Origin of the sequence: Stenotrophomonas sp. SMYL41 (assembly GCF_036319965.1) — a bacterium.
Classification (GTDB): Bacteria; Pseudomonadota; Gammaproteobacteria; order Xanthomonadales; family Xanthomonadaceae; genus Stenotrophomonas; species Stenotrophomonas maltophilia_R.
The window spans coordinates 123,289-142,508 of the sequence record NZ_JAWIRX010000002.1 but is presented as its reverse complement, the minus strand read 5'-3'; the positions used below and the strand labels follow the sequence as shown (position 1 = coordinate 142,508).

14 protein-coding genes are annotated in these 19,220 nt (G+C 67.4%); 6 read left to right on the top strand and 8 right to left on the bottom strand.

Features of this window, described 5'->3' with window-relative positions; all coding sequences use genetic code 11:
• Window positions 1–207 precede the first annotated feature (207 nt).
• The 6 genes from purB (at window position 208) to lpdA (ending at window position 10,448) form a co-directional block, all read left to right on the top strand.
• Window positions 208–1,575, top strand: a complete 1,368-nt coding sequence (gene purB, locus V3B30_RS03060) for an adenylosuccinate lyase (protein ID WP_262083428.1) — start codon at window positions 208–210, stop codon at window positions 1,573–1,575.
• A 789-nt stretch (window positions 1,576–2,364) separates the two neighbouring features.
• A complete protein-coding gene (locus V3B30_RS03055; RefSeq protein ID WP_262082687.1) occupies window positions 2,365–3,780 on the top strand; it encodes a cupin domain-containing protein in 1,416 nt (471 codons plus the stop codon).
• Between the two features lie 9 nt (window positions 3,781–3,789).
• Complete coding sequence (locus tag V3B30_RS03050; protein WP_262082688.1) at window positions 3,790–4,686, top strand: GNAT family N-acetyltransferase; 897 nt, start codon at window positions 3,790–3,792, stop codon at window positions 4,684–4,686.
• A 187-nt stretch (window positions 4,687–4,873) separates the two neighbouring features.
• Window positions 4,874–7,705: a 2-oxoglutarate dehydrogenase E1 component gene (locus V3B30_RS03045; RefSeq protein WP_262082689.1), complete on the top strand. Its 2,832-nt coding sequence runs from the start codon at window positions 4,874–4,876 to the stop codon at window positions 7,703–7,705.
• 40 nt (window positions 7,706–7,745) lie between these two features.
• The gene (gene sucB, locus V3B30_RS03040) at window positions 7,746–8,948 is read left to right on the top strand and encodes a dihydrolipoyllysine-residue succinyltransferase (RefSeq protein ID WP_329809636.1); all 1,203 of its coding nucleotides are present in this window, start codon (window positions 7,746–7,748) and stop codon (window positions 8,946–8,948) included.
• A 63-nt stretch (window positions 8,949–9,011) separates the two neighbouring features.
• Window positions 9,012–10,448, top strand: coding sequence for a dihydrolipoyl dehydrogenase (gene lpdA / locus V3B30_RS03035; RefSeq protein ID WP_100473325.1), 1,437 nt, complete (start codon window positions 9,012–9,014; stop codon window positions 10,446–10,448).
• A gap of 88 nt (window positions 10,449–10,536) precedes the next feature.
• Here lpdA and V3B30_RS03030 read toward each other — a convergent pair whose 3' ends face one another.
• The 8 genes from V3B30_RS03030 to V3B30_RS02995 all read right to left on the bottom strand — a co-directional run bounded on the left by V3B30_RS03030 (window position 10,537) and on the right by V3B30_RS02995 (window position 19,187).
• Entirely contained in the window at window positions 10,537–10,782 is a 246-nt protein-coding gene (locus V3B30_RS03030) for a hypothetical protein (protein WP_262082690.1), read from the bottom strand.
• A complete protein-coding gene (locus tag V3B30_RS03025) occupies window positions 10,779–10,991 on the bottom strand; it encodes a hypothetical protein (protein WP_010486834.1) in 213 nt (70 codons plus the stop codon). Before V3B30_RS03025 ends, V3B30_RS03030 begins: the two co-directional genes overlap by 4 nt.
• 156 nt (window positions 10,992–11,147) lie before the next feature.
• Window positions 11,148–12,578 carry a replicative DNA helicase gene (locus V3B30_RS03020; protein WP_075677331.1) on the bottom strand — a complete coding sequence of 477 codons (1,431 nt, stop codon included), beginning with the start codon at window positions 12,576–12,578 and terminating at the stop codon, window positions 11,148–11,150.
• A 347-nt stretch (window positions 12,579–12,925) separates the two neighbouring features.
• On the bottom strand, window positions 12,926–13,486 hold the full coding sequence (locus tag V3B30_RS03015) for an NAD(P)H-dependent oxidoreductase (RefSeq protein WP_262082692.1): 561 nt from the start codon (window positions 13,484–13,486) through the stop codon (window positions 12,926–12,928).
• Window positions 13,487–13,552: 66 nt separating this feature from the next.
• On the bottom strand, window positions 13,553–15,496 hold the full coding sequence (gene asnB / locus V3B30_RS03010; RefSeq protein ID WP_262082693.1) for an asparagine synthase (glutamine-hydrolyzing): 1,944 nt from the start codon (window positions 15,494–15,496) through the stop codon (window positions 13,553–13,555).
• Window positions 15,497–15,499: 3 nt separating this feature from the next.
• A complete protein-coding gene (locus tag V3B30_RS03005; RefSeq protein WP_100473329.1) occupies window positions 15,500–17,779 on the bottom strand; it encodes a thiamine pyrophosphate-dependent enzyme in 2,280 nt (759 codons plus the stop codon).
• 78 nt (window positions 17,780–17,857) lie between these two features.
• Window positions 17,858–18,514 carry a glutathione S-transferase family protein gene (locus tag V3B30_RS03000; protein ID WP_262082694.1) on the bottom strand — a complete coding sequence of 219 codons (657 nt, stop codon included), beginning with the start codon at window positions 18,512–18,514 and terminating at the stop codon, window positions 17,858–17,860.
• A 130-nt stretch (window positions 18,515–18,644) separates the two neighbouring features.
• Complete coding sequence (locus V3B30_RS02995) at window positions 18,645–19,187, bottom strand: GNAT family N-acetyltransferase (protein WP_100473330.1); 543 nt, start codon at window positions 19,185–19,187, stop codon at window positions 18,645–18,647.
• Window positions 19,188–19,220: the final 33 nt, after the last annotated feature.

Here is a 19,220-nt window from a genome sequence, read left to right as displayed (position 1 = left end):
GGCGGCTGGCAGGGTGTCGCTTCCCGGGCTGGCGGCTGCGCCAACGATACTCCCTCGCCCGTAGCGTGGGATGACGAGGACGGGCCAGATCGTTCCGTCCGCAGGGCCGTTCTGCACGCTCAAGGGGTAGTGCCGGCCGCTGGCCGGCACTACCTCGCCGGCACGTCGTAGAATATCGGCCCCGCCGCTCGTCCCAGCCCTGCCGACATGTCCGATTCCGCCCTGCTCGCCCTGTCCCCGCTCGATGGCCGCTATGCCGGCAAGGTCGACGCCCTGCGCCCGATCTTCTCCGAGTACGGCCTGATCAAGGCCCGCATCACGGTCGAGGTGGAATGGCTGCTGGCCCTGGCGGCCGAGCCGGGCATCGTCGAGCTGGCCCCGTTCTCCGGCGCCGCCATCGCCCGCCTGCGTGCGCTGGCCGAAAGCTTCAGCCCGGCCCAGGCCGCGCGCGTGAAGGAGATCGAGCGCACCACCAACCATGACGTCAAGGCGGTGGAGTACTTCATCAAGGAACAGCTGAAGGACGACGCCGAACTGGCGCCGGCGCTGGAATTCGTGCATTTCGCCTGCACCAGCGAAGACATCAACAACCTCAGCTACGGCCTGATGCTGGAACAGGCGCGCCGCGAGGTGCTGCTGCCGACCCTGGACGGCATCGCCACCACCCTGCGCACCCTGGCCCACGCCCAGGCCAGCCAGCCGATGCTGTCGCGCACCCACGGCCAGACCGCCTCGCCGACCACCCTGGGCAAGGAACTGGCCAACGTGGTCGCCCGCCTGGAGCGCCAGCGCAGGCAGATCGCCGCTGTCGAACTGACCGGCAAGATCAACGGCGCGGTCGGCAACTACAACGCCCACGTGGCCAGCTACCCGGACGTGGACTGGCCGGCCTTCGCCGAGCGCTTCGTGACCGGCCTGGGCCTGGTGTTCAACCCGTACACCACGCAGATCGAGCCGCACGACAACGTCGCCGAGATCGGCGATGCCGCACGCCGCGCCAACATCATCCTGATCGACCTGGCCCGCGACATCTGGGGCTACATCTCGCTGGGCTACTTCAAGCAGCGCCTGAAGGAAGGCGAAGTCGGTTCGTCGACGATGCCGCACAAGGTCAATCCGATCGATTTCGAGAATGCGGAAGGCAACTTCGGCATCGCCAATGCGCTGTTCGAGCACTTCAGCGCGAAGCTGCCGATCAGCCGCTGGCAGCGTGACCTGACCGATTCCACCGTACTGCGTGCGCTGGGCACCGCGTTCGGCCACAGCCAGGTGGCTCTGGATTCGCTGGCCAAGGGGCTGGGCAAGCTGGAAGTGAACCCGCAACGCCTGGACGCCGATCTGGACGCGGCCTGGGAAGTACTGGCCGAAGCCGTGCAGACGGTGATGCGCCGCCATGGCTTGCCGAACCCGTACGAGCAGCTGAAGGCGCTGACCCGTGGCCAGGGCATCACCGCCGAGTCGATGCGCGCGTTCGTGCAGGGGCTGGAGCTGCCGGCGGATGCGAAGCAGCGTCTGCTGGAGATGACCCCGGGCAGCTACACCGGCCTGGCCGAGTCGCTGGCGAAGAAGATTTAAGGGTTTTCTTTGCGGCGGCGGCCGCGGGCGCTGCCAGCGGCAGGCCTTACTGCAACGGCAACGGCAACAGCAACTGCAACAGCAACTGCAACGTCAAAGGCGGCTCTGGGTTATGCCGTGCTTGGCGGGGCGGGGGGGGGGGGGGGGGGGGGGGGGGGGCGCCGCCCCCCCCCCGGGGGGGGGGGGGCGGCCCCCCCCCACCCGCCCCCCCCCCCCCCCCCCCCCCCCCCCCCGCCCCACCTCTGACAGATTCCCGGGGACGGATCGAAGAGCATTGGGTTGTCGGGACGGAATTTGAAAGAGGGACGCGGCTTCGCCGCGTCCCTCTTTCGTTTGTCCGATGGGGCCAGATTCCTTTTCCATTGGAAAAGGGATCTGGCCCCACGAGCGCAGGAGCATGAGCAAGCGCAGCGCGCGACCCGCTTTTGCCTTGCTTTTCTTCTTTCATTCCGTGGCGGGCTGCGCAGGAAACTGTCAGGGGCCGGGGGGGGGGGGGGGGGGGGGGGGGGGGGGGGGGGGCCCGCCCCCCCCCCCGCGCGGGGGGGGCCCCCCCCCCCCCCCCCCCCCCCGCCCCCCCCCCCCCCCCCCCCCCCCCCCCCCCCCCCCCCCCCCAAACCCGGCCTTTGCTTTCAGCGACCAACCCAGACCCCGCCACGAGGGGCCCCGCCGTTGGCCGGACCCCCCGCGACAATCCCGCGCACGTGCGTAATCCCCACGAACGGCGGACAATGGGGATCTCAGGCGGCCCGTCGTGCCGCCTCTCCCGCTTTCCGCTGCAAGGATTCCCCCATGGCCGCCCGCAAGTCCTCCGCCCCCCTCATCGAAGTCACCGCCCGCCCCGGCCAGCCGCTGGGCATGGCGCCGGCCACCTTCCTGCGCGACTTCTGGCAGAAACGCCCGCTGCTGATCCGCAATGCCTTCCCGGACTTCCAGACCCCGGTGCAGCCGGAAGACTTGGCCGGGCTGGCCTGCGAGGATGGCGTGCTAGCACGCCTGATCGAGCACGACAAGGCCGAGGACGGCTGGCGCGTGCGTACCGGCCCGTTCCAGGAAGACGTGTTCCCCGCCCTGCCCGACCATGACTGGACCCTGCTGGTGCAGGACGTGGACAAGTGGGACCCGGACGTGCGCGCCCTGATCGAGCACTTCAGCTTCCTGCCGCGCTGGCGCATGGATGACGTGATGATCAGCTTTGCCGCCACCGGCGGCTCGGTCGGCGCCCACGTCGACCAGTACGACGTGTTCCTGCTGCAGGCCCACGGCCACCGCCGCTGGCAGATCGACGCCAGCGAATCGATCAAGGGCAAGCAGCCGCCGCTGGGCTTCCGCCCGGACGTGGAGCTGAAGCTGCTGAAGGTGTTCAAGCCCACCCACGACTGGGTGCTGGCGCCGGGCGACATGCTGTACCTGCCGCCAAACGTGCCGCACCACGGTGTCGCCGAAGATCCCTGCCTGACCTTCTCGTTCGGCATGCGCGCACCGGCGTCGGCCGAGCTGATCAGCGACTACCTGGACACCCTGATCGCCGATGCCGACGAGAACATCCGCTACCAGGATGCCGACCTGAAGGTGCCGGCCGACCCGAACGAAATCGACACGGTGGCGATGGCACGGGTGATCACCGCGCTCAATGCCATCCGCATGAACGACCCGGACAAGCTGGGCGACTGGTTCGGCCGCTTCATCACCACCTACCGCGCCGCCGGCGAAGTGATGGCCCACCAGGCCGCACCGCCCATGGAGGAGGTGGTCGATGCGCTGGCCTCTGGCCTGCTGCTTCAGCGCCACCCCTGGGCGCGCCTGGCCTGGCGCCGGGCCAAGCGTGGCGCCAGCCTATACGTCAGCGGCCAGGACTTCGCGCTGCCGGTGAAGGACGCCCAGCGCCTGGCCGGCGCCGAGCAGCTCGACGCCGCCGCCTATCGCGGCCTGTCCGACAAGGGTCGTGCCGTGGTCCAGCAGCTGCTGGTCGGCGGTGTGTTCCAGCTGATCGACCCGAATGAGGTATACGAGGCCGAAGACGAGGAAGATGGCGAGGATGCCGTGGTGCTCGGCGAGGTCGTCGAAGGCCGCGACCGCGTGGATGCGATCGACGCCGATGCGGTGTCCGACGATGTCCACTCCGTCACCGTGCACGACGACGGTATCGAGGTCATCGTCAACTTCGAGGATGATGAGGAAGACGACAGCGCCCCCGGCCGCACCTGAGCCTTCGCCATGATCCGGGTCCAGCAGGTCAGCCACGCCGACGCCCACGTTGCCATCCATCAGGTGCGCCAACGCGTATTCGTGCAGGAACAGGGCATCGCCGCCGAGCTGGAACGCGATGCGCTGGACCCGGTCAGCGCCCATGTGCTGGCGCTGGACAGTGACGACCAGCCAGTCGGCACCGGCCGGCTGGCCCCGGACGGCCGCATCGGCCGCATGGCCGTGCTGGCCAGCCATCGCAGCCAGGGGGTCGGCGAGGCCGTGCTGGAGGCACTGGTCGAGGCCGGGCGCCGGCTCGGCCTGGCCGAGCTGCACCTGCATGCGCAGCTGCCCGCCCGCGATTTCTATGCACGCCAGGGCTTCCTGCCCGAAGGCGAGGTGTTCGAGGAGGCCGGCATCGGCCACCAGCAGATGCGCCGCCGGTTGGGCGCGGCCAGCGCCATCGACAGCCGCGCCGAGGCGGTGGCGATCACCACGGCCATCATCCACCGCGCCCGTCGCCAGCTGTGGCTGCACAGCCGCCAGCTGGACCCGGGCCTGCTCGACGCGCCCCCGGTACAGGCCGCCCTGCGCCGCTTCGTCACCGCCCGCCACGACAAGCAGCTGCGGGTGATCGTGCACGATGCCGCTGCGATCGCCGCTGCCGGCGCGCCGCTGCTGGCACTGGCCCAGCGCCTGCCAAGCGTGATCCAGTTCCGCGAGGTCAGCGATCCGGTCGACCGCGCGCTGGCCTCGGCCTGCCTGCTCAACGATGCGGGCGACTTCTACTTTCGTCTGATCGGCCATCGCCTCGACGGCGAGGCCGGCATCGCGCTGCCGGCACGTTCGCAGCCGTTCGGGCAGCAATTGCAGCGCGTCTGGGACCGTTCGCGCGATTGCAGCGAACTGCGCGCGCTCGGCATCTGAGCCGGCGCAGCTGACCCAACCTGTCTGGAACCGGCACCGGCGCACGCGGGATACCTGCGGTGGTGCCCCTTCGTGTCCGGTTGGGGGTACAATTTGGCTGTTTGAACGCGCCCGCGCAGGGCTATTCATCATTCCTGCCGGGTCCTTCTGAAGCCATACCCCACAAAGCGAATCAACACCCTCCATCGTGGACAATCAACTGAAGCAGTTTGCGCAATCTTCGCAACTCGCCGGCGGCAACGCCTCCTATGTCGAGGACCTGTACGAGCAGTACCTGGTCTCCCCGGATAGTGTCGATCCCAAATGGAAAACCTACTTCGACGGCTTCAAGGGCCGTGAAGCAGGTGACATTCCGCACTCGGCCGTCATCTCCCACATCGCGGACGCGGCCAAGGATGCGTTGAAGGCCGGCACCGGTAGCGGTGCGGGCGACGAGCGTGAGCGCAATGTCGGTCGTCTGATCACCGCCTACCGCTCGCGCGGCCACCTGGATGCCCGCCTCGATCCGCTGGGCCTGGCCGCGCCGGTCAACACCCCGGACCTGGGCCTGCCGTTCCACAGCCTGTCCGATGGCGACCTCAACAGCGAGTTCAGCACCGGCGGCGTCGGCGGCCAGCCGCGCATGAAGCTGCGCGACCTGCTGGCACGCCTGAAGGCGACCTACACCGGCTCGATCGGTGCGGAGTTCATGCACATCTCCGAAGTCGAGCAGCGCCAGTGGATCTACAAGAAGCTGGAACTGGCCGGTGGCAACTACCAGCTGGACGCTGATACCCAGCGCCGCACCCTGGAGCGCCTGACCGCGGCCGAAGGCCTGGAGCGCTACCTGCACACCAAGTACGTCGGCCAGAAGCGCTTCTCGCTGGAAGGCGGCGACTCGCTGATCCCGATGATGGACACCATCATCCGCAGCGCCGGCAAGGATGGCGTCAAGGACGTGGTGATCGGCATGGCCCACCGCGGCCGCCTGAACGTGCTGGTCAACACCCTGGGCAAGAACCCGCGCAAGCTGTTCGACGAGTTCGAAGGCAAGTTCGAGCACGACGAGCACGCGTCGGCCGGCGACGTGAAGTACCACATGGGCTTCTCGGCCGACGTCGCCACCGACGGCGGCCCGGTGCACCTGGCGCTGGCGTTCAACCCGTCGCACCTGGAAATCGCCGACCCGGTCGTCGCCGGCTCCGTGCGTTCGCGCCAGGAGCGCCGCAAGGACACCGCGCGCAAGCAGGTCATGCCGATCCTGATCCACGGCGACGCGGCCTTCTCCGGCCAGGGCGTGGTCATGGAACTGTTCCAGATGTCGCAGGCACGCGGCTTCGCCGTCGGCGGCACCGTGCACATCGTGGTCAACAACCAGGTCGGCTTCACCACTTCCAACCCGCTGGATACGCGCTCCACGCGCTATGCCACCGACGTGGCGAAGATGATCGCCGCCCCGGTGCTGCACGTGAACGGCGATGATCCGGAAGCGGTGGTGTTCGCCGCACAGCTGGCCTTCGAGTTCCGCCAGAAGTTCGCCAAGGACGTGGTCATCGACCTGATGTGCTACCGCCGTTGGGGCCACAACGAGGCCGACGAACCGGCGATCACCCAGCCGCTGATGTACCAGGTGATCCGCAAGCACGCCACCACCCGCGAGATGTACGCCGAACAGCTGGAAAAGGCGGGCGTGATCGCCGCCGGCGCCGGCAAGGCGATGGTCGATGCCTACCGCGAGAAGCTGGATGCCGGTGAAGTGACCACCGAGCTGGCCAAGGTCGAGAAGACCCCGCCGACCAGCCCGCTGTTCGTCGACTGGCCGAAGCTGCTGGAAGGCAAGCTGTCCGACCCGGTCTCGACCAAGGTCGAGAAGAACAAGCTGGTCGAGCTGGCCAAGCTGATCAACACCATTCCGGACGAAGTGCAGCTGCACTCGCGCGTGGCCAAGGTCTACGACGATCGCCGCAAGATGGCCGCCGGCGAGATCCCGGGCGACTGGGGCTTTGCCGAGAACCTGGCCTACGCCACCCTGCTCGACGAAGGCCATGCACTGCGCCTGGTCGGCCAGGACGTGGGCCGCGGTACGTTCACGCACCGACACGCGATCCTGCACGACCAGAAGACCGACAACTACTACATGCCGCTGCGGCAGCTGGTGGATTCGCCGGAGAAGGCCACCGTCATCGATTCGCTGCTGAGCGAAGAAGCGGTGATGGCCTACGAGTACGGCTTCTCGACCACCGATCCGAACACGCTGTGCATCTGGGAAGGCCAGTTCGGCGACTTCGCCAACGGCGCCCAGGTGGTGATCGACCAGTTCATCGCCGCCGGTGAGGCCAAGTGGGGCCGTATTTCCGGCCTGACCCTGCTGTTGCCGCATGGCTATGAAGGTCAAGGCCCGGAACACAGCTCGGCGCGCCTGGAGCGCTTCCTGCAGCTGTGCGCGCTGGAGAACATGCTGGTGGTCGTGCCGTCGACCCCGGCACAGGCCTTCCACATGCTGCGCCGCCAGCTGCACCTGACCACCCGCAAGCCGCTGGTGGTGATGTCGCCGAAGTCGCTGCTGCGCCACAAGCTGGCCGTGTCGTCCCTGGACGAACTGGCCAACGGCGAGTTCCAGCACCTGATCGGCGACGCCAATGCGGACGCCAAGAAGGTCAAGCGCGTGGTGCTGTGTTCGGGCAAGGTCTACTACGACCTGCTGGAAGACCAGACCAAGCGTGGCCAGGACGACGTGGCGATCATCCGCGTGGAGCAGCTGTACCCGTTCCCGCGTGCGCTGCTGGCTGCCGAACTGAAGAAGTACGGCAAGGCCACCGACGTGGTGTGGACGCAGGAAGAACCGCAGAACCAGGGTGCGTGGTACCAGATCCGCCACCACCTGCAGTTCTGCCTGGCCGATGGCCAGAACCTGCACTACGCCGGTCGCGCACGTTCGGCTTCGCCGGCTGCCGGTCACATGGCTGACCATGTCCGCGAACAGCAGCAGCTGGTCGCCGATGCACTGGTCAACCCGTTCAACGACACGTTCGCTGAATAATCCTCCCCCTATTTAGAAGACAAACCAGGAAGCTCCCGCAATGGCCACCGAAGTCAAAGCCCCGGTACTGCCCGAATCCGTCGCCGACGGCACCATCGCCACCTGGCACAAGAAGGTGGGCGACGCCGTCAAGCGCGACGAAAACCTGCTTGACCTGGAAACCGACAAGGTCGTCCTGGAAGTGCCGTCGCCGGTCGACGGCGTGCTCAAGGAAATCAAGTTTGCCGAAGGTTCGACCGTGACCTCCAGCCAGGTCGTGGCGATCATCGAGGAAGGCGCCGTCGCAGCTGCCCCGGCCCCGGCTGCTGAAGCCGCTCCGGCTGCCGCTGCGGCCCCGGCCGCCGCTGCGCCGGCCGCAGCCGCTGCCCCGGCCCCGGCTGCCAAGTCGGCTGCCGACGCGCTGCCGCCGGGCGCCCGCTTCACCGCCATCACTGAAGGCGTGAACCCGGCCGACGTCGACGGCACCGGCCGTCGCGGCGCGGTAACCAAGGAAGACATCGTCAACTTCGCGCGCAACGGCGGCGCCGGCAAGGCCGGTGGCGCACGTCCGGAAGAACGCGTGCCGATGACCCGCATCCGCAAGCGCATCGCCGAGCGCCTGATGGAGTCGAAGAACTCCACCGCCATGCTGACCACCTTCAACGAAGTCGACCTGTCCAAGGTGTCGGCGGCGCGCAAGGAACTGCAGGACGAGTTCGTCAAGGCACACGGCATCAAGCTGGGCTTCATGAGCTTCTTCGTGAAGGCCGCTGCCAACGCGCTGCAGCGCTTCCCGCTGGTCAACGCCTCGATCGACGGCGACGACATCATCTACCACGGCTACTCGGACATCTCGATCGCGGTGTCGACCGAAAAGGGCCTGGTCACGCCGGTCCTGCGCAACGTCGAGCGCATGTCGTTCGACGACATCGAGAAGACCATCGCCGACTACGCCAAGAAGGCCCGTGACGGCAAGCTGGGCCTGGAAGAACTGCAGGGCGGCACCTTCACCGTGACCAACGGCGGCACCTTCGGTTCGCTGCTGTCGACCCCGATCATCAACCCGCCGCAGAGCGCCATCCTGGGCATGCATGCCATCAAGGAACGTCCGATCGCCCAGAACGGCCAGGTCGTGATCGCGCCGATGATGTACCTGGCGCTGTCGTACGACCACCGCATCATCGACGGCAAGGATTCGGTGCAGTTCCTGGTGGACATCAAGAACCAGCTGGAAAACCCGGGCCGCATGCTGTTCGGCCTGTAAGAAACCTCCCGCCCCTCCGCGCCTGCGCGGAGGGGTTCTGGTAATGCATCAAGGAATAATTCAATGGCTGAACAATTCGACGTCGTCGTCATCGGTGCCGGCCCGGCCGGTTACCACGCTGCCATCCGCGCGGCCCAGCTGGGCCTGAAGACCGCCTGCATCGACGCAGCGCTGGGCAAGGACGGCAAGCCGGCACTGGGCGGCACCTGCCTGCGCGTGGGCTGCATCCCGTCCAAGGCGCTGCTGGATTCCTCGCGCCAGTTCTGGAACATGGGCCACATCTTTGGCGACCACGGCATCAGCTTCAAGGATGCCAAGATCGACGTCGAGGCGATGATTGGCCGCAAGGACAAGATCGTCAAGCAGTTCACCGGCGGCATCGGCATGCTGTTCAAGGCCAACAAAGTGGCCGCCTATTATGGTTTTGGCGAGCTGCAGCCGGGCAACGTGGTCAAGGTCACCCAGCATGACGGTTCCATCGTCGAGCTGAAGGGCACCAACGTCATCATCGCGGCCGGTTCGGATTCGATCGAACTGCCGTTCGCCAAGTTCGACGGCGAGACCATCGTCGACAACGTCGGCGGCCTGGACTTCACCGAAGTGCCGAACCGCCTGGCGGTGATCGGCGCCGGTGTGATCGGCCTGGAGCTGGGCAGCGTGTGGAAGCGCCTGGGCGCTGAAGTCACCATCCTGGAAGCACTGCCGGAGTTCCTGGCCGTGGCCGACGCCGAAGTGGCCAAGACCGCTGCCAAGGAATTCAAGAAGCAGGGCCTGGATATCCGCCTCGGCGCCAAGGTCTCCAAGACCGAGATCATCGGCAAGGGCAAGAAGAAGGAAGTCGTTGTCACCTACACCGACAGCGAAGGCGAAAAGACCCTGACCGTGGACAAGCTGCTGGTGGCCGTTGGCCGTCGCGCCGCCACCAAGGGCCTGCTGGCCGAAGGCACCGGCGTCAAGATCAACGAGCGCGGCCAGATCGAAGTCGACGCGCACTGCCACACCGGCGTCGACGGCGTGTGGGCAGTCGGCGACTGCGTGCGCGGCCCGATGCTGGCGCACAAGGGCTTCGAGGAAGGCATCGCGGTGGCTGAGCTGATCGCCGGCCTGCCGGGCCACGTCAACTTCGACACCATCCCGTGGGTCATCTACACCGAGCCGGAACTGGCGTGGGTCGGCAAGACCGAAGCCCAGCTGAAGGCCGAAGGCATTCCGTACAAGGCCGGCAGCTTCCCGTTCGCCGCCAACGGCCGTGCCGTGGCGATGATCGAGCCGGCAGGCTTCGTGAAGATCCTGGCCCATGCCGAAACCGATCGCATCCTCGGCATGCACCTGGTCGGCGCCAACGTCTCCGAACTGGTGCACGAAGGCGTGCTGACCATGGAGTTCAGCGGCTCGGCCGATGACCTGGCCCGCATCTGCCACGCCCACCCGTCGCTGTCGGAAGTGATCCACGACGCGGCGATGGCGGTCAGCAAGCGCGCCATCCACAAGGCGAACTAAGCCTTCACGGATGCTGCAACAAAAAACCCCGCCTTGGCGGGGTTTTTTGTTGGCCATTATTCCTGGAGGGCCGAGCATGGGCTCGGCGCTATACCTTCCCCGTTGGCTTTCGTGGCGGGTCGTCACAGATGCGATGCTGCACCACGGCCTCACCGACCTTCCATTCCTTCACCACCCTGCAGCGCTCCTTGGCTTTAGGCACCGAGGCCGCAGCGTTCGCCTCGTCAGCCGCAGCCGTCTGCTGGCGCTCCAGCCACACCGAGGGCGGCGCTGGAGGTGCGGCCAGCACCGGAGACGCCAACAGGACCAGCCCCGCCAGCAGCCCCGTCCTCATGCAGCCACCGCCCGGCCACCGAGCAGGCGTGCCGGCAGCATGAACAGCGCGCGCAGGAAGGCGAACAGAGCCGAGAAGGTGATGCCGACCAGGCGGAACGGCAGGCTCAGCAGCCACACGAACGGCCAGGCGATCAGGGCGAGGATCGCCAGCGGCCAGCACAGCACGAACAGCAGGCACCACACACCGAGCGCGAACAGGGTCTTCATCACGGTCTCCTTGGGGCGGCACCCTGCCGCCTGCGGACACCTTGGCGCCCTGCCCCACCTGGCCGCAAAGGGTTTGCGACGAAACCGGCCTGGCGGCGATGAAAGCCGGTGGGCATCGGCCGGGCATGGCCCGGCGCTGGGGTAACGTCGAAGGCGTTATTCGAACGAACCGACCGAATCGTGGGCCAGGTTGTCGAAGCGGGTGTATTCACCGAAGAACTTCAGCTTGCACGAACCGGTCGGGCCACCACGGTGCTTGCCGATGATGATCTCGGCCAAGCCCTTGTCCGGCGAGTTTTCCTTGTTGTAGTAGTCATCGCGGTAGATGAACACGATCATGTCCGCGTCCTGCTCGATTGCGCCCGACTCGCGAAGATCGGCCATCACCGGGCGCTTGTCGGTACGCGTTTCCAGCGAGCGGTTGAGCTGTGACAGTGCGATCACCGGCACATTCAGTTCCTTGGCCAGCCCCTTCAGCGAACGCGAGATCTCCGAGATTTCGGTCGCGCGGTTCTCGCTGTTGCCCGGCACGCTCATCAGCTGCAGGTAGTCGATCACGATCAGGCCAAGATCATGCTCGCGCTTGAGGCGGCGGCACTTGGAGCGCAGCACTTCCGGCGACACGCCCGGCGTATCGTCGATGAAGATCTTGGTTTCCTTCAGCATCTTGATCGCGCTGGTGACGCGGCTCCAGTCCTCGTCTTCCAGCTGGCCGGTACGCAGGCGCTGCGCATTGATGCGGCCATTGGAGGAAATCAGGCGCATCGCCAGCTGCGATGCCGACATTTCCATCGAGAACACCGCCACGCCCTTCTTCGACTTGATCGCCGCGTACTCGGCAATGTTCAGCGCAAAGGTGGTCTTGCCCATTGCCGGGCGGGCGGCAAGGATGATCAGGTCGGTCGGCTGCAGGCCGGCGGTCATCGCATCGAAATCGTTGTAACCAGTCGGCAGGCCGGTGATGTTGCCGCCGTTCTCGAAGCGGTTGCGCAGCTCCTCGAAGGCATCCTTCAGCGCGCCGGGCATGGCCACGAAATCGGTGCGACCGCGCGCACCCTGTTCGGCGATGGCGAACACGCTCTTCTCCGCCGAGGCCAGCAGCTCGCTGCTGTCACGCCCTTCGGGCTGGAAACCGTCGTTGACGATGTCGGTGCCGACCTGGATCAGCTGCCGCAGCACCGCCTTGTCACGCACGATCTCGGCGTAGGCCACGATGTTGGCAGCCGACGGCGTGGTACTGGCCAGTTCGATCAGGTAGGCGCCGTCGCCCACCAGTTCCATCTTGCCCTGCGATTCAAACCACTCACCCAGCGTCACCGCATCGAACGGCCGTTCGCGCTCGGACAGTTCGCGGATCGCCCGGTAGATCATCTGGTGATCGCGACGGTAGAAGTCGCCTTCGGTCAGCTGGTCGTTGACCCGGTCATACGCTTCTGGCGCCAGCATCAGGCCACCCAGCACCGCCTGCTCGGCCTCCACCGAATGGGGCGGTACCCGCAACTGGTCGATGCGCGACTCGTCGCGATCGCGATCGAAGCCATCACCGCGCTCTCTGCGGTTGGAACGGAAGCCGGGACGAGCGGACATGCTGCGGTGTTTCCTGCAAAAGTGGGCCAGACGAGTGTAGGCATGCGCCGACCCCGGCGGCCATGGACAAGCCTGTGGATAAGCCGTGGAGAAACGGGGGATATCCGCCGGCGCCTGGCCAGACTGGCGTGGGGGCGTCGCACTGCCTGCGACGGGCGCCATTGCGGCACCCGAGCAGGGCATTATCGCAGATCAGGCGACCAGGGTCGGATCCCGTGCGATGCACGGGCTCTGGCCCGCTCAGCTGGACGTGGGGTCAGAGCCCGCCACTGCGCGACGGGATCCGACCCCGGGCATGGCTGGGGTCGGATCCCCCTGCAACGCAGAGTGCTCTGACCCCGCCGGCCTCAATCGCCCTTGACGTGCACCGCGATCAGCGCCAGGAACCGGTCCACGTAGCCCTGCAGGAACTTCTGCGTGCCCTCGTTGTGGATCGAGCCGTCGGCATCGATCAGGCCGTCCTTGAAGTGAATGAATGCCTCGGGCTGGCCCAGCACGTGCATGTCCAGGAAGGCCAGGCTGTTGCGCAGGTGCTGCTGGGCCACGGCGGTGCCGATCTGGCCGATGGAGGCACCGATCACCGCCGCCGGCTTGCCCGCAAACGCACTGTCACCGTAGGGGCGCGAACCGATATCAATGGCGTTCTTGAGTACGCCCGGCACTGACCGGTTGTACTCGGGGGTCACGAACAGCACCGCGTCGGCGGCGCGCACCTGGTCCTTCAGCCGGGTACCCTGCGGTGGGTACTGCGCGTCGAAGTCCTGGTCGTACAGCGGCAGGTCGCCGATCTGCACGTACTGGAAGCGCGCGCGGCCGCCAGCGATCTTTTCCAGCGCATGGGCCAGCTTGCGGTTGCAGGAGTCCTTGCGCAGGCTGCCGACGAACACGGCGATGGTGGGGACGGACATCGGGACATACTCCTCACGGTGCGGGAGGCCCAGCCTAGTCGCCGGGCCCGTGCAGGCCGGTGAAAATCAGCCGCCGGCAACGCCCGCGCGCACCTGGCGCCAATGCGCCTGCCAGGCCTGGAACATCAGCACGTTCCACAGATGGGTATGCCACTTGCGCTGCCCTCCCAGGAACTGCTGCCACAACGGCTGCACCGCGGCCGCCGACAGCACGCCCTCACGCTCCAGCCGCGCCGGCTGCAGCAGGTCCTCGGCCCAGGGGCGCAGGTCGCCCTTCAGCCAGTCACTGACCGGTGCGCCGAAGCCGCGCTTGGGACGATGCACCATCGAATGCGGCACGTAACGGCCAAGCACGCGCTTGAGCAGCACTTTGCTGGTGGTCTCGCTGCGCTTGAAGCCCAACGGCAACGACCACGCGAACTCGGCCACGCGCCAGTCCAGCAGCGGCGCGCGCGCCTCCAGGCTGACTGCCATGGAGGTACGGTCGACCTTGCACAACAGGTCATCCGGCAGGTAGGTCACGAAATCGGCCAGCATCATCGCGTCGGCCGGCGTACCCGCGCCGTGCAGCGGATCAGCCAGATCGTAGAAGCTGCCGGCGGCCTGCGCGCCGGGCACCGCCGCGGCCGGGTCGCGCCAGCGCGAGATGCGGTTGCGGTAGACGTCGCCGATGCCACGTGCGCCGGTTTCCGCCAGCAGCGCCGCCAGGCCACCGGTCCGCGAGGCCTCGCCCTGCTGCTGCGAGCGCGCGCCCATCCAACGCCGCAACGGCCCAGGCACGCGGCCGAGCATCTGCCAGTTGCGCAGCGCGCGTACATACCGGGTGTAGCCAAAGAACAGCTCATCGCCGCCGTCGCCGGACAACGCCACGGTCACCCCCTGCCGCGCCAGCCGGGCCACCAGTGCGGTCGGCACCTGCGAAGCATCGGCAAAAGGCTCATCGAACATCGCCGGCAACTGCGGCACCACCGCCAGCGCGTCGGCGCCGCTGACGTACAGCTCGGTGTGATCACAGCCCAGGTGAGTCGCCAGCTCCCTGGCCAGTGGTGCTTCGTCATGCCCCGAGTCGGTGAACCCGATGCTGAAACTGTGCACCGGCTGCCCGCTCTGCGCCTGCATCAGCGCCGCCACCAGCGATGAGTCGGTGCCGCCGGACAGGAACACACCGACCGGCACGTCGGCCACCATGCGCAGCGCCACCGCGTCGCGCAGCAGCGTGTCCAGCTGTTCCTCGGCCTCCTCGATACGGCCCTGGAACGGAGCGGCCAGCGCCGCCTGCATGCGTGCACGCGCATCCCAGTACGGGCGTTGTGCCTGTTCCGGGCGATGTGCGGATGCACCGGCGGCGACCATCGCTGCATCCAGGCGCAGCACGCGGCCGGGCATCAGCTTGTAGCAGCGCTGGTGGATGCTGTGCGGCGCCGGGATGTAGTCAAGCCGCAGCAGCAATGTGAGCGCATCGCGATCGATGTCGTTGTCGAACGACGGGTGCTGCCAGAGCGCCTTCAGTTCCGAACCGAACACCAGCGTGTCACCGGCCCAGCCGTAGTACAGCGGCTTCTTGCCAACGCGGTCGCGGGCCAGCCACAGGCAACGCTCCTGACGGTCCCACAGCGCGATGGCGAACATGCCGTTGCAGCGCTGCAGGGTGTCTTCCACACCCCATTGCAGGATTGCCGCCAGCAGCACTTCAGTGTCGGAATGGCCGCGGAAGGCATGCCCCAGCGGCTCCAGTGCCTCACGCAGGGCGGCGAAGTTGTAGACCTCGCCGTTGTAGGCCATCACGTAGCGGCCATCGGCCGAGGCCATCGGCTGGTGGCCCAGCGGGGACAGGTCGAGGATGCTCAGGCGGCGATGCGCCAGCGCGATGCCCGCCTCGGCATCGACCCAGCTGCCGCCGTCATCCGGCCCGCGATGGTGCAGCGCCTGGCCCATCGCCAGGGCCTGCGCCTGCAGCGCCTCGCCCGACGCCAGCGGCGCCGGCAACAACATTCCCGCCAATCCACACATGCATCAGGGTTCCTGCGCCAGGTCGAGGGCGGCGCCAATCACCCCATTGTCGCTTGGAAGCCCGAACATTGCTGCCCCCGCCAGTGGGGTGTAGGTATCGGCACCACAGACCCGGCGCAACGGCAGGTGGCCGAACCCGGCCTCGACCAGCGCCGTGACCACGCCCTCCCCCACCCCGCCACTGTGGCGCCCCTCGTCCAGCACCAGCACCCGCTGTGCACTGGCAGCCTGGGCGGCAATGAAGCCGGCGTCCAGCGGTACCAGCCAGCGCAGGTCGACCACCCGTACCTGCCAGCCCAGCTGCTGCTCGATTGCCCGCGATGCGCGCAATGCCATTGGCACGCCGTTGCCATAGGTATAGATCACCAGGTCCCCGGCCTCCGGCGCATAGACCCGGCCCTCGCCCGGCACCAGCGCCTGGCCCTGTGCGGGGTAGTCGAACAGCCATTGGCCATCCCCCGCTTCATGCAGGTCCTTGCTCATGTACAGCGCGATCGGCTCCAGGAACACCGCCACACGGCCATCCACCCGCGCCAGTGCGGCCAGCGTGCGCAGCATCATCACCGCATCGTCGCCGCGCGACGGGCAGCCCACCACCAGTCCGGGAATGTCGCGCAGCGCGGTGATCGAGTTGTCGTTGTGGAAGTGCCCACCAAAGCCTTTCTGGTAACCCAGCCCGGCCACCCGTACCAGCATCGGGTTGCGGTACTGGTCATTGGAGAAGAACTGCAGCGAACACGCTTCGCCGCGCACCTGGTCGATGGCGTTGTGCAGGTACGCCAGGTACTGGATCTCCGGAACCGGCAGCATGCCCAGGTTGGCCAGGCCCTGCGCCATGCCCAGGATCATGGTCTCGTCCAGCAGCGTGTTGAACACCCGGCGTGGGCCGAAGCGACGCAGCAGGTCCTTGGTGACGGTGTAGACACCGCCCTTCTGCGCGACGTCCTCACCGAACAGCAGGCTCTGCGGATACTTCGCCAGCAGTTCCTGCAGGCCATGGTTGATCTGGATCGCGAGGTGGCGTGGCGCCTGCCGCTCGGGCAGTGCCTGCGCACCGCCGTACAGCGCTTCACGCGTCCCGGCGGTCACCTCGCGCCGCGCTTCGGCCTGCACCGCTGCCGGCGTGTACGGTGCCAGCGGTGCCATCACTTCCTGCAACGACTGCAGCTTCCGACTGCCTTCGGCCTCGGCCGCTGCCGCCATGCAGCGCGCGCGCATCGTCTCGTAGGCCACCTCGATGGCTGCCGCATCCATCCAGCCCGATTCCATCGCGATCTGTGCCGAGCGCAGCAGCGGATCCTGCGCCTCCGCCGCGCACAGCTCCGGCAACGCGCGCCATTCCACCTCGAAGTCGGTGCCGGCGTGCCCCATCAGGCGCGTGGTGCGCAGGTGCAGGAAGGTCGGCCGCCGCGTGCGCCGGCAGTGCTCCACCGCCGCCTGCACCTGGGCATGGCCCGTGGCCAGGTCGAGGCCATCGGCATGGAAATAGTCCAGCCCGGGCTGGCGACTGAAGCGTTCGGCGATCCAGCCTTCAGGCGTTTTCACCGAGATGCCAAGGCCATTGTCCTCGCAGACGAAAAGGACCGGTGCCGGCAGCTTCTGGTAAGCAGACCACATCGCGGTGTTGAACGCAGTCTGCGCGGTGGCATGGTTGGCCGAAGCATCGCCGAACGAGCACAGAACGATGCTGTCGGCCGGAATCGGCAGTTCATGGCCCAGCCGCTTGCCACTTTCAATGGCCAGCGCAGTGCCCAGCGCTTTCGGCAGATGCGACGCAATGGTCGAGGTCTGCGGCAGTACCCACAGCGGTTTGCTGCCCCACACCTTGTGGCGCCCGCCGCTGGCCGGGTCATCGGCGCTGGCAGCGAAGGACAGCGCGGCATCCCGCAGCGGATCGATCCCCGGCACCTGGCGCGAACGCTCGGCCATGAAGGCACCGGAGCGGTAGTGCAGGAACGCTGGATCCGTATGCCGGCAGGCCCGCGCCAACAGCGCGTTGCCTTCGTGGCCGGAGGAACCGATGGTGTAGAAGACCTTGTTCTGCACGCGCAGCACGCGCGCCATCAGGTCCAGCTGGCGGCTGGCCAGCTGCGAATCGAACAGCTCGCCGAACGCTGCGGCAGTGAGCGTGCTGCCAGGCAGGATCGGCGCATCCGGTGCCGGGCGCGGATGCGGCGCACCGCGCCAGCCTCGCACCGCGTCGAGGAAATTGGCGTCGCACACGTCGGCGCGGTTGAGCACGCGCATGCGCGCGGGAATCGGATCTGGAACCACAGCGAACATCGAACACCCTCCGTGTCGTTGTTGCATTCCGCCCGGCGCTGGCCAGGCGCTACCCTGCGGGGGTCACCCTGGTGAGCGTCACGCGGCCTCGAAGCGTGCCCGCACCTCGGCGGTTACCGCCGGCATCGGCAGGAAGCGCGGTTGCCCACGCACGCGTTGCAGCCAGGCACGCACCTCGGGGAACGGCTGCAGGCTGATACCGCCCTCGCCTGCCACATCGGTGTAGGCGAACAGCGCGATGTCGGCGATGCCGTACCCACTGCCGGTGAACCACGGCGCATGGCGCAGGTGCTGCTCCATCACCGCCAGCGCGCTGGCAGCACGTTCATGCAGGCGTGGCAGTTCGGCACGGCGCGCCGACTCAGGCGGCGTCCAGCCACGGATGAAGCGCGCCACCGCCACGCACGGCTCGTGCGTGTACTGCTCGAAGAACATCCAGCTCAACGCCTGCGCGCGCTCCCAGCCATCGGTGGGCAGGTAGGGGGTGCCTTCGGCCAGCCAGAACAGGATCGCATTGGATTCGGTCAGCACGCGGCCATCGTCGCGGACGATCAACGGCACCTTGGCATTCGGATTGAGCGCGAGGAACTCGGGGGTGTGGGTCTGGCCATGGGCACTGTCCACTTCCACCCAGCGGTAGCGGCTGCCGAGCTGCTCCAGCAGCAGACGGACCTTGTGGCAATTGCCTGACACCGACATGCCGTGCACCGTCAACGGGACGCGCTCTTCCACCATGGCCTGCTCCATCGGATCCGGCCAGCGGCCGGCTGGGTGCAGTCTGGCAAGCACGCCGGTGAATGCCAAGCGCGGGTGCAACATGGCGACGCGGCAGTGCCGGCCGCTGGCCGGCACTACCGGGCAACGCTCAGCGCGCGCGCTGCCGCCACTGCTCGCGCGACTGGCCCCAGATCTGCATGGGCTTGTCGTTGTACGGCGCTGGCAACTCCCCCATGCGCAGCAGGGTGCTGCCCAGCTTGCGCGCGACCGCCCGCGAGTTGTCGTTGTTCTCGGCGATGGTGTGGATCACCTCCTCCCAGCCCAGCGTGTCGAAGGCCCAGTCGATCGCTGCAACCGCCGCCTCCGGCGCATAGCCCCTGCCCCAGCTGGCGTGGCGGATGCCCCAACCGACCTCGGTACCCGGCCAGTCCTGCGGCTGCCACGGTCCCGTCCGCCCGATCCAGTCGCCGCTGGATTTCTCGATCACGCTGAACATCGAGAAGCCGAACAGCTGCCAGGCGCCGGCCAGGCTGCAGAAACCACGCCAGGCCACCGACGGCGGCTGTACGCCACCCAGGGTACGCATCGCGTCCTCGTCGGCGCAGAAGGCCAGATACGGTTCATAGTCCTCGCGCAGCAGCGGGCGCAGGATCAGCCGCTCGGTTTCGATGCGCAGGTCGAAGATGCTCATGCCGACTCCATGTCGAGGGGGCGTCCATGATGA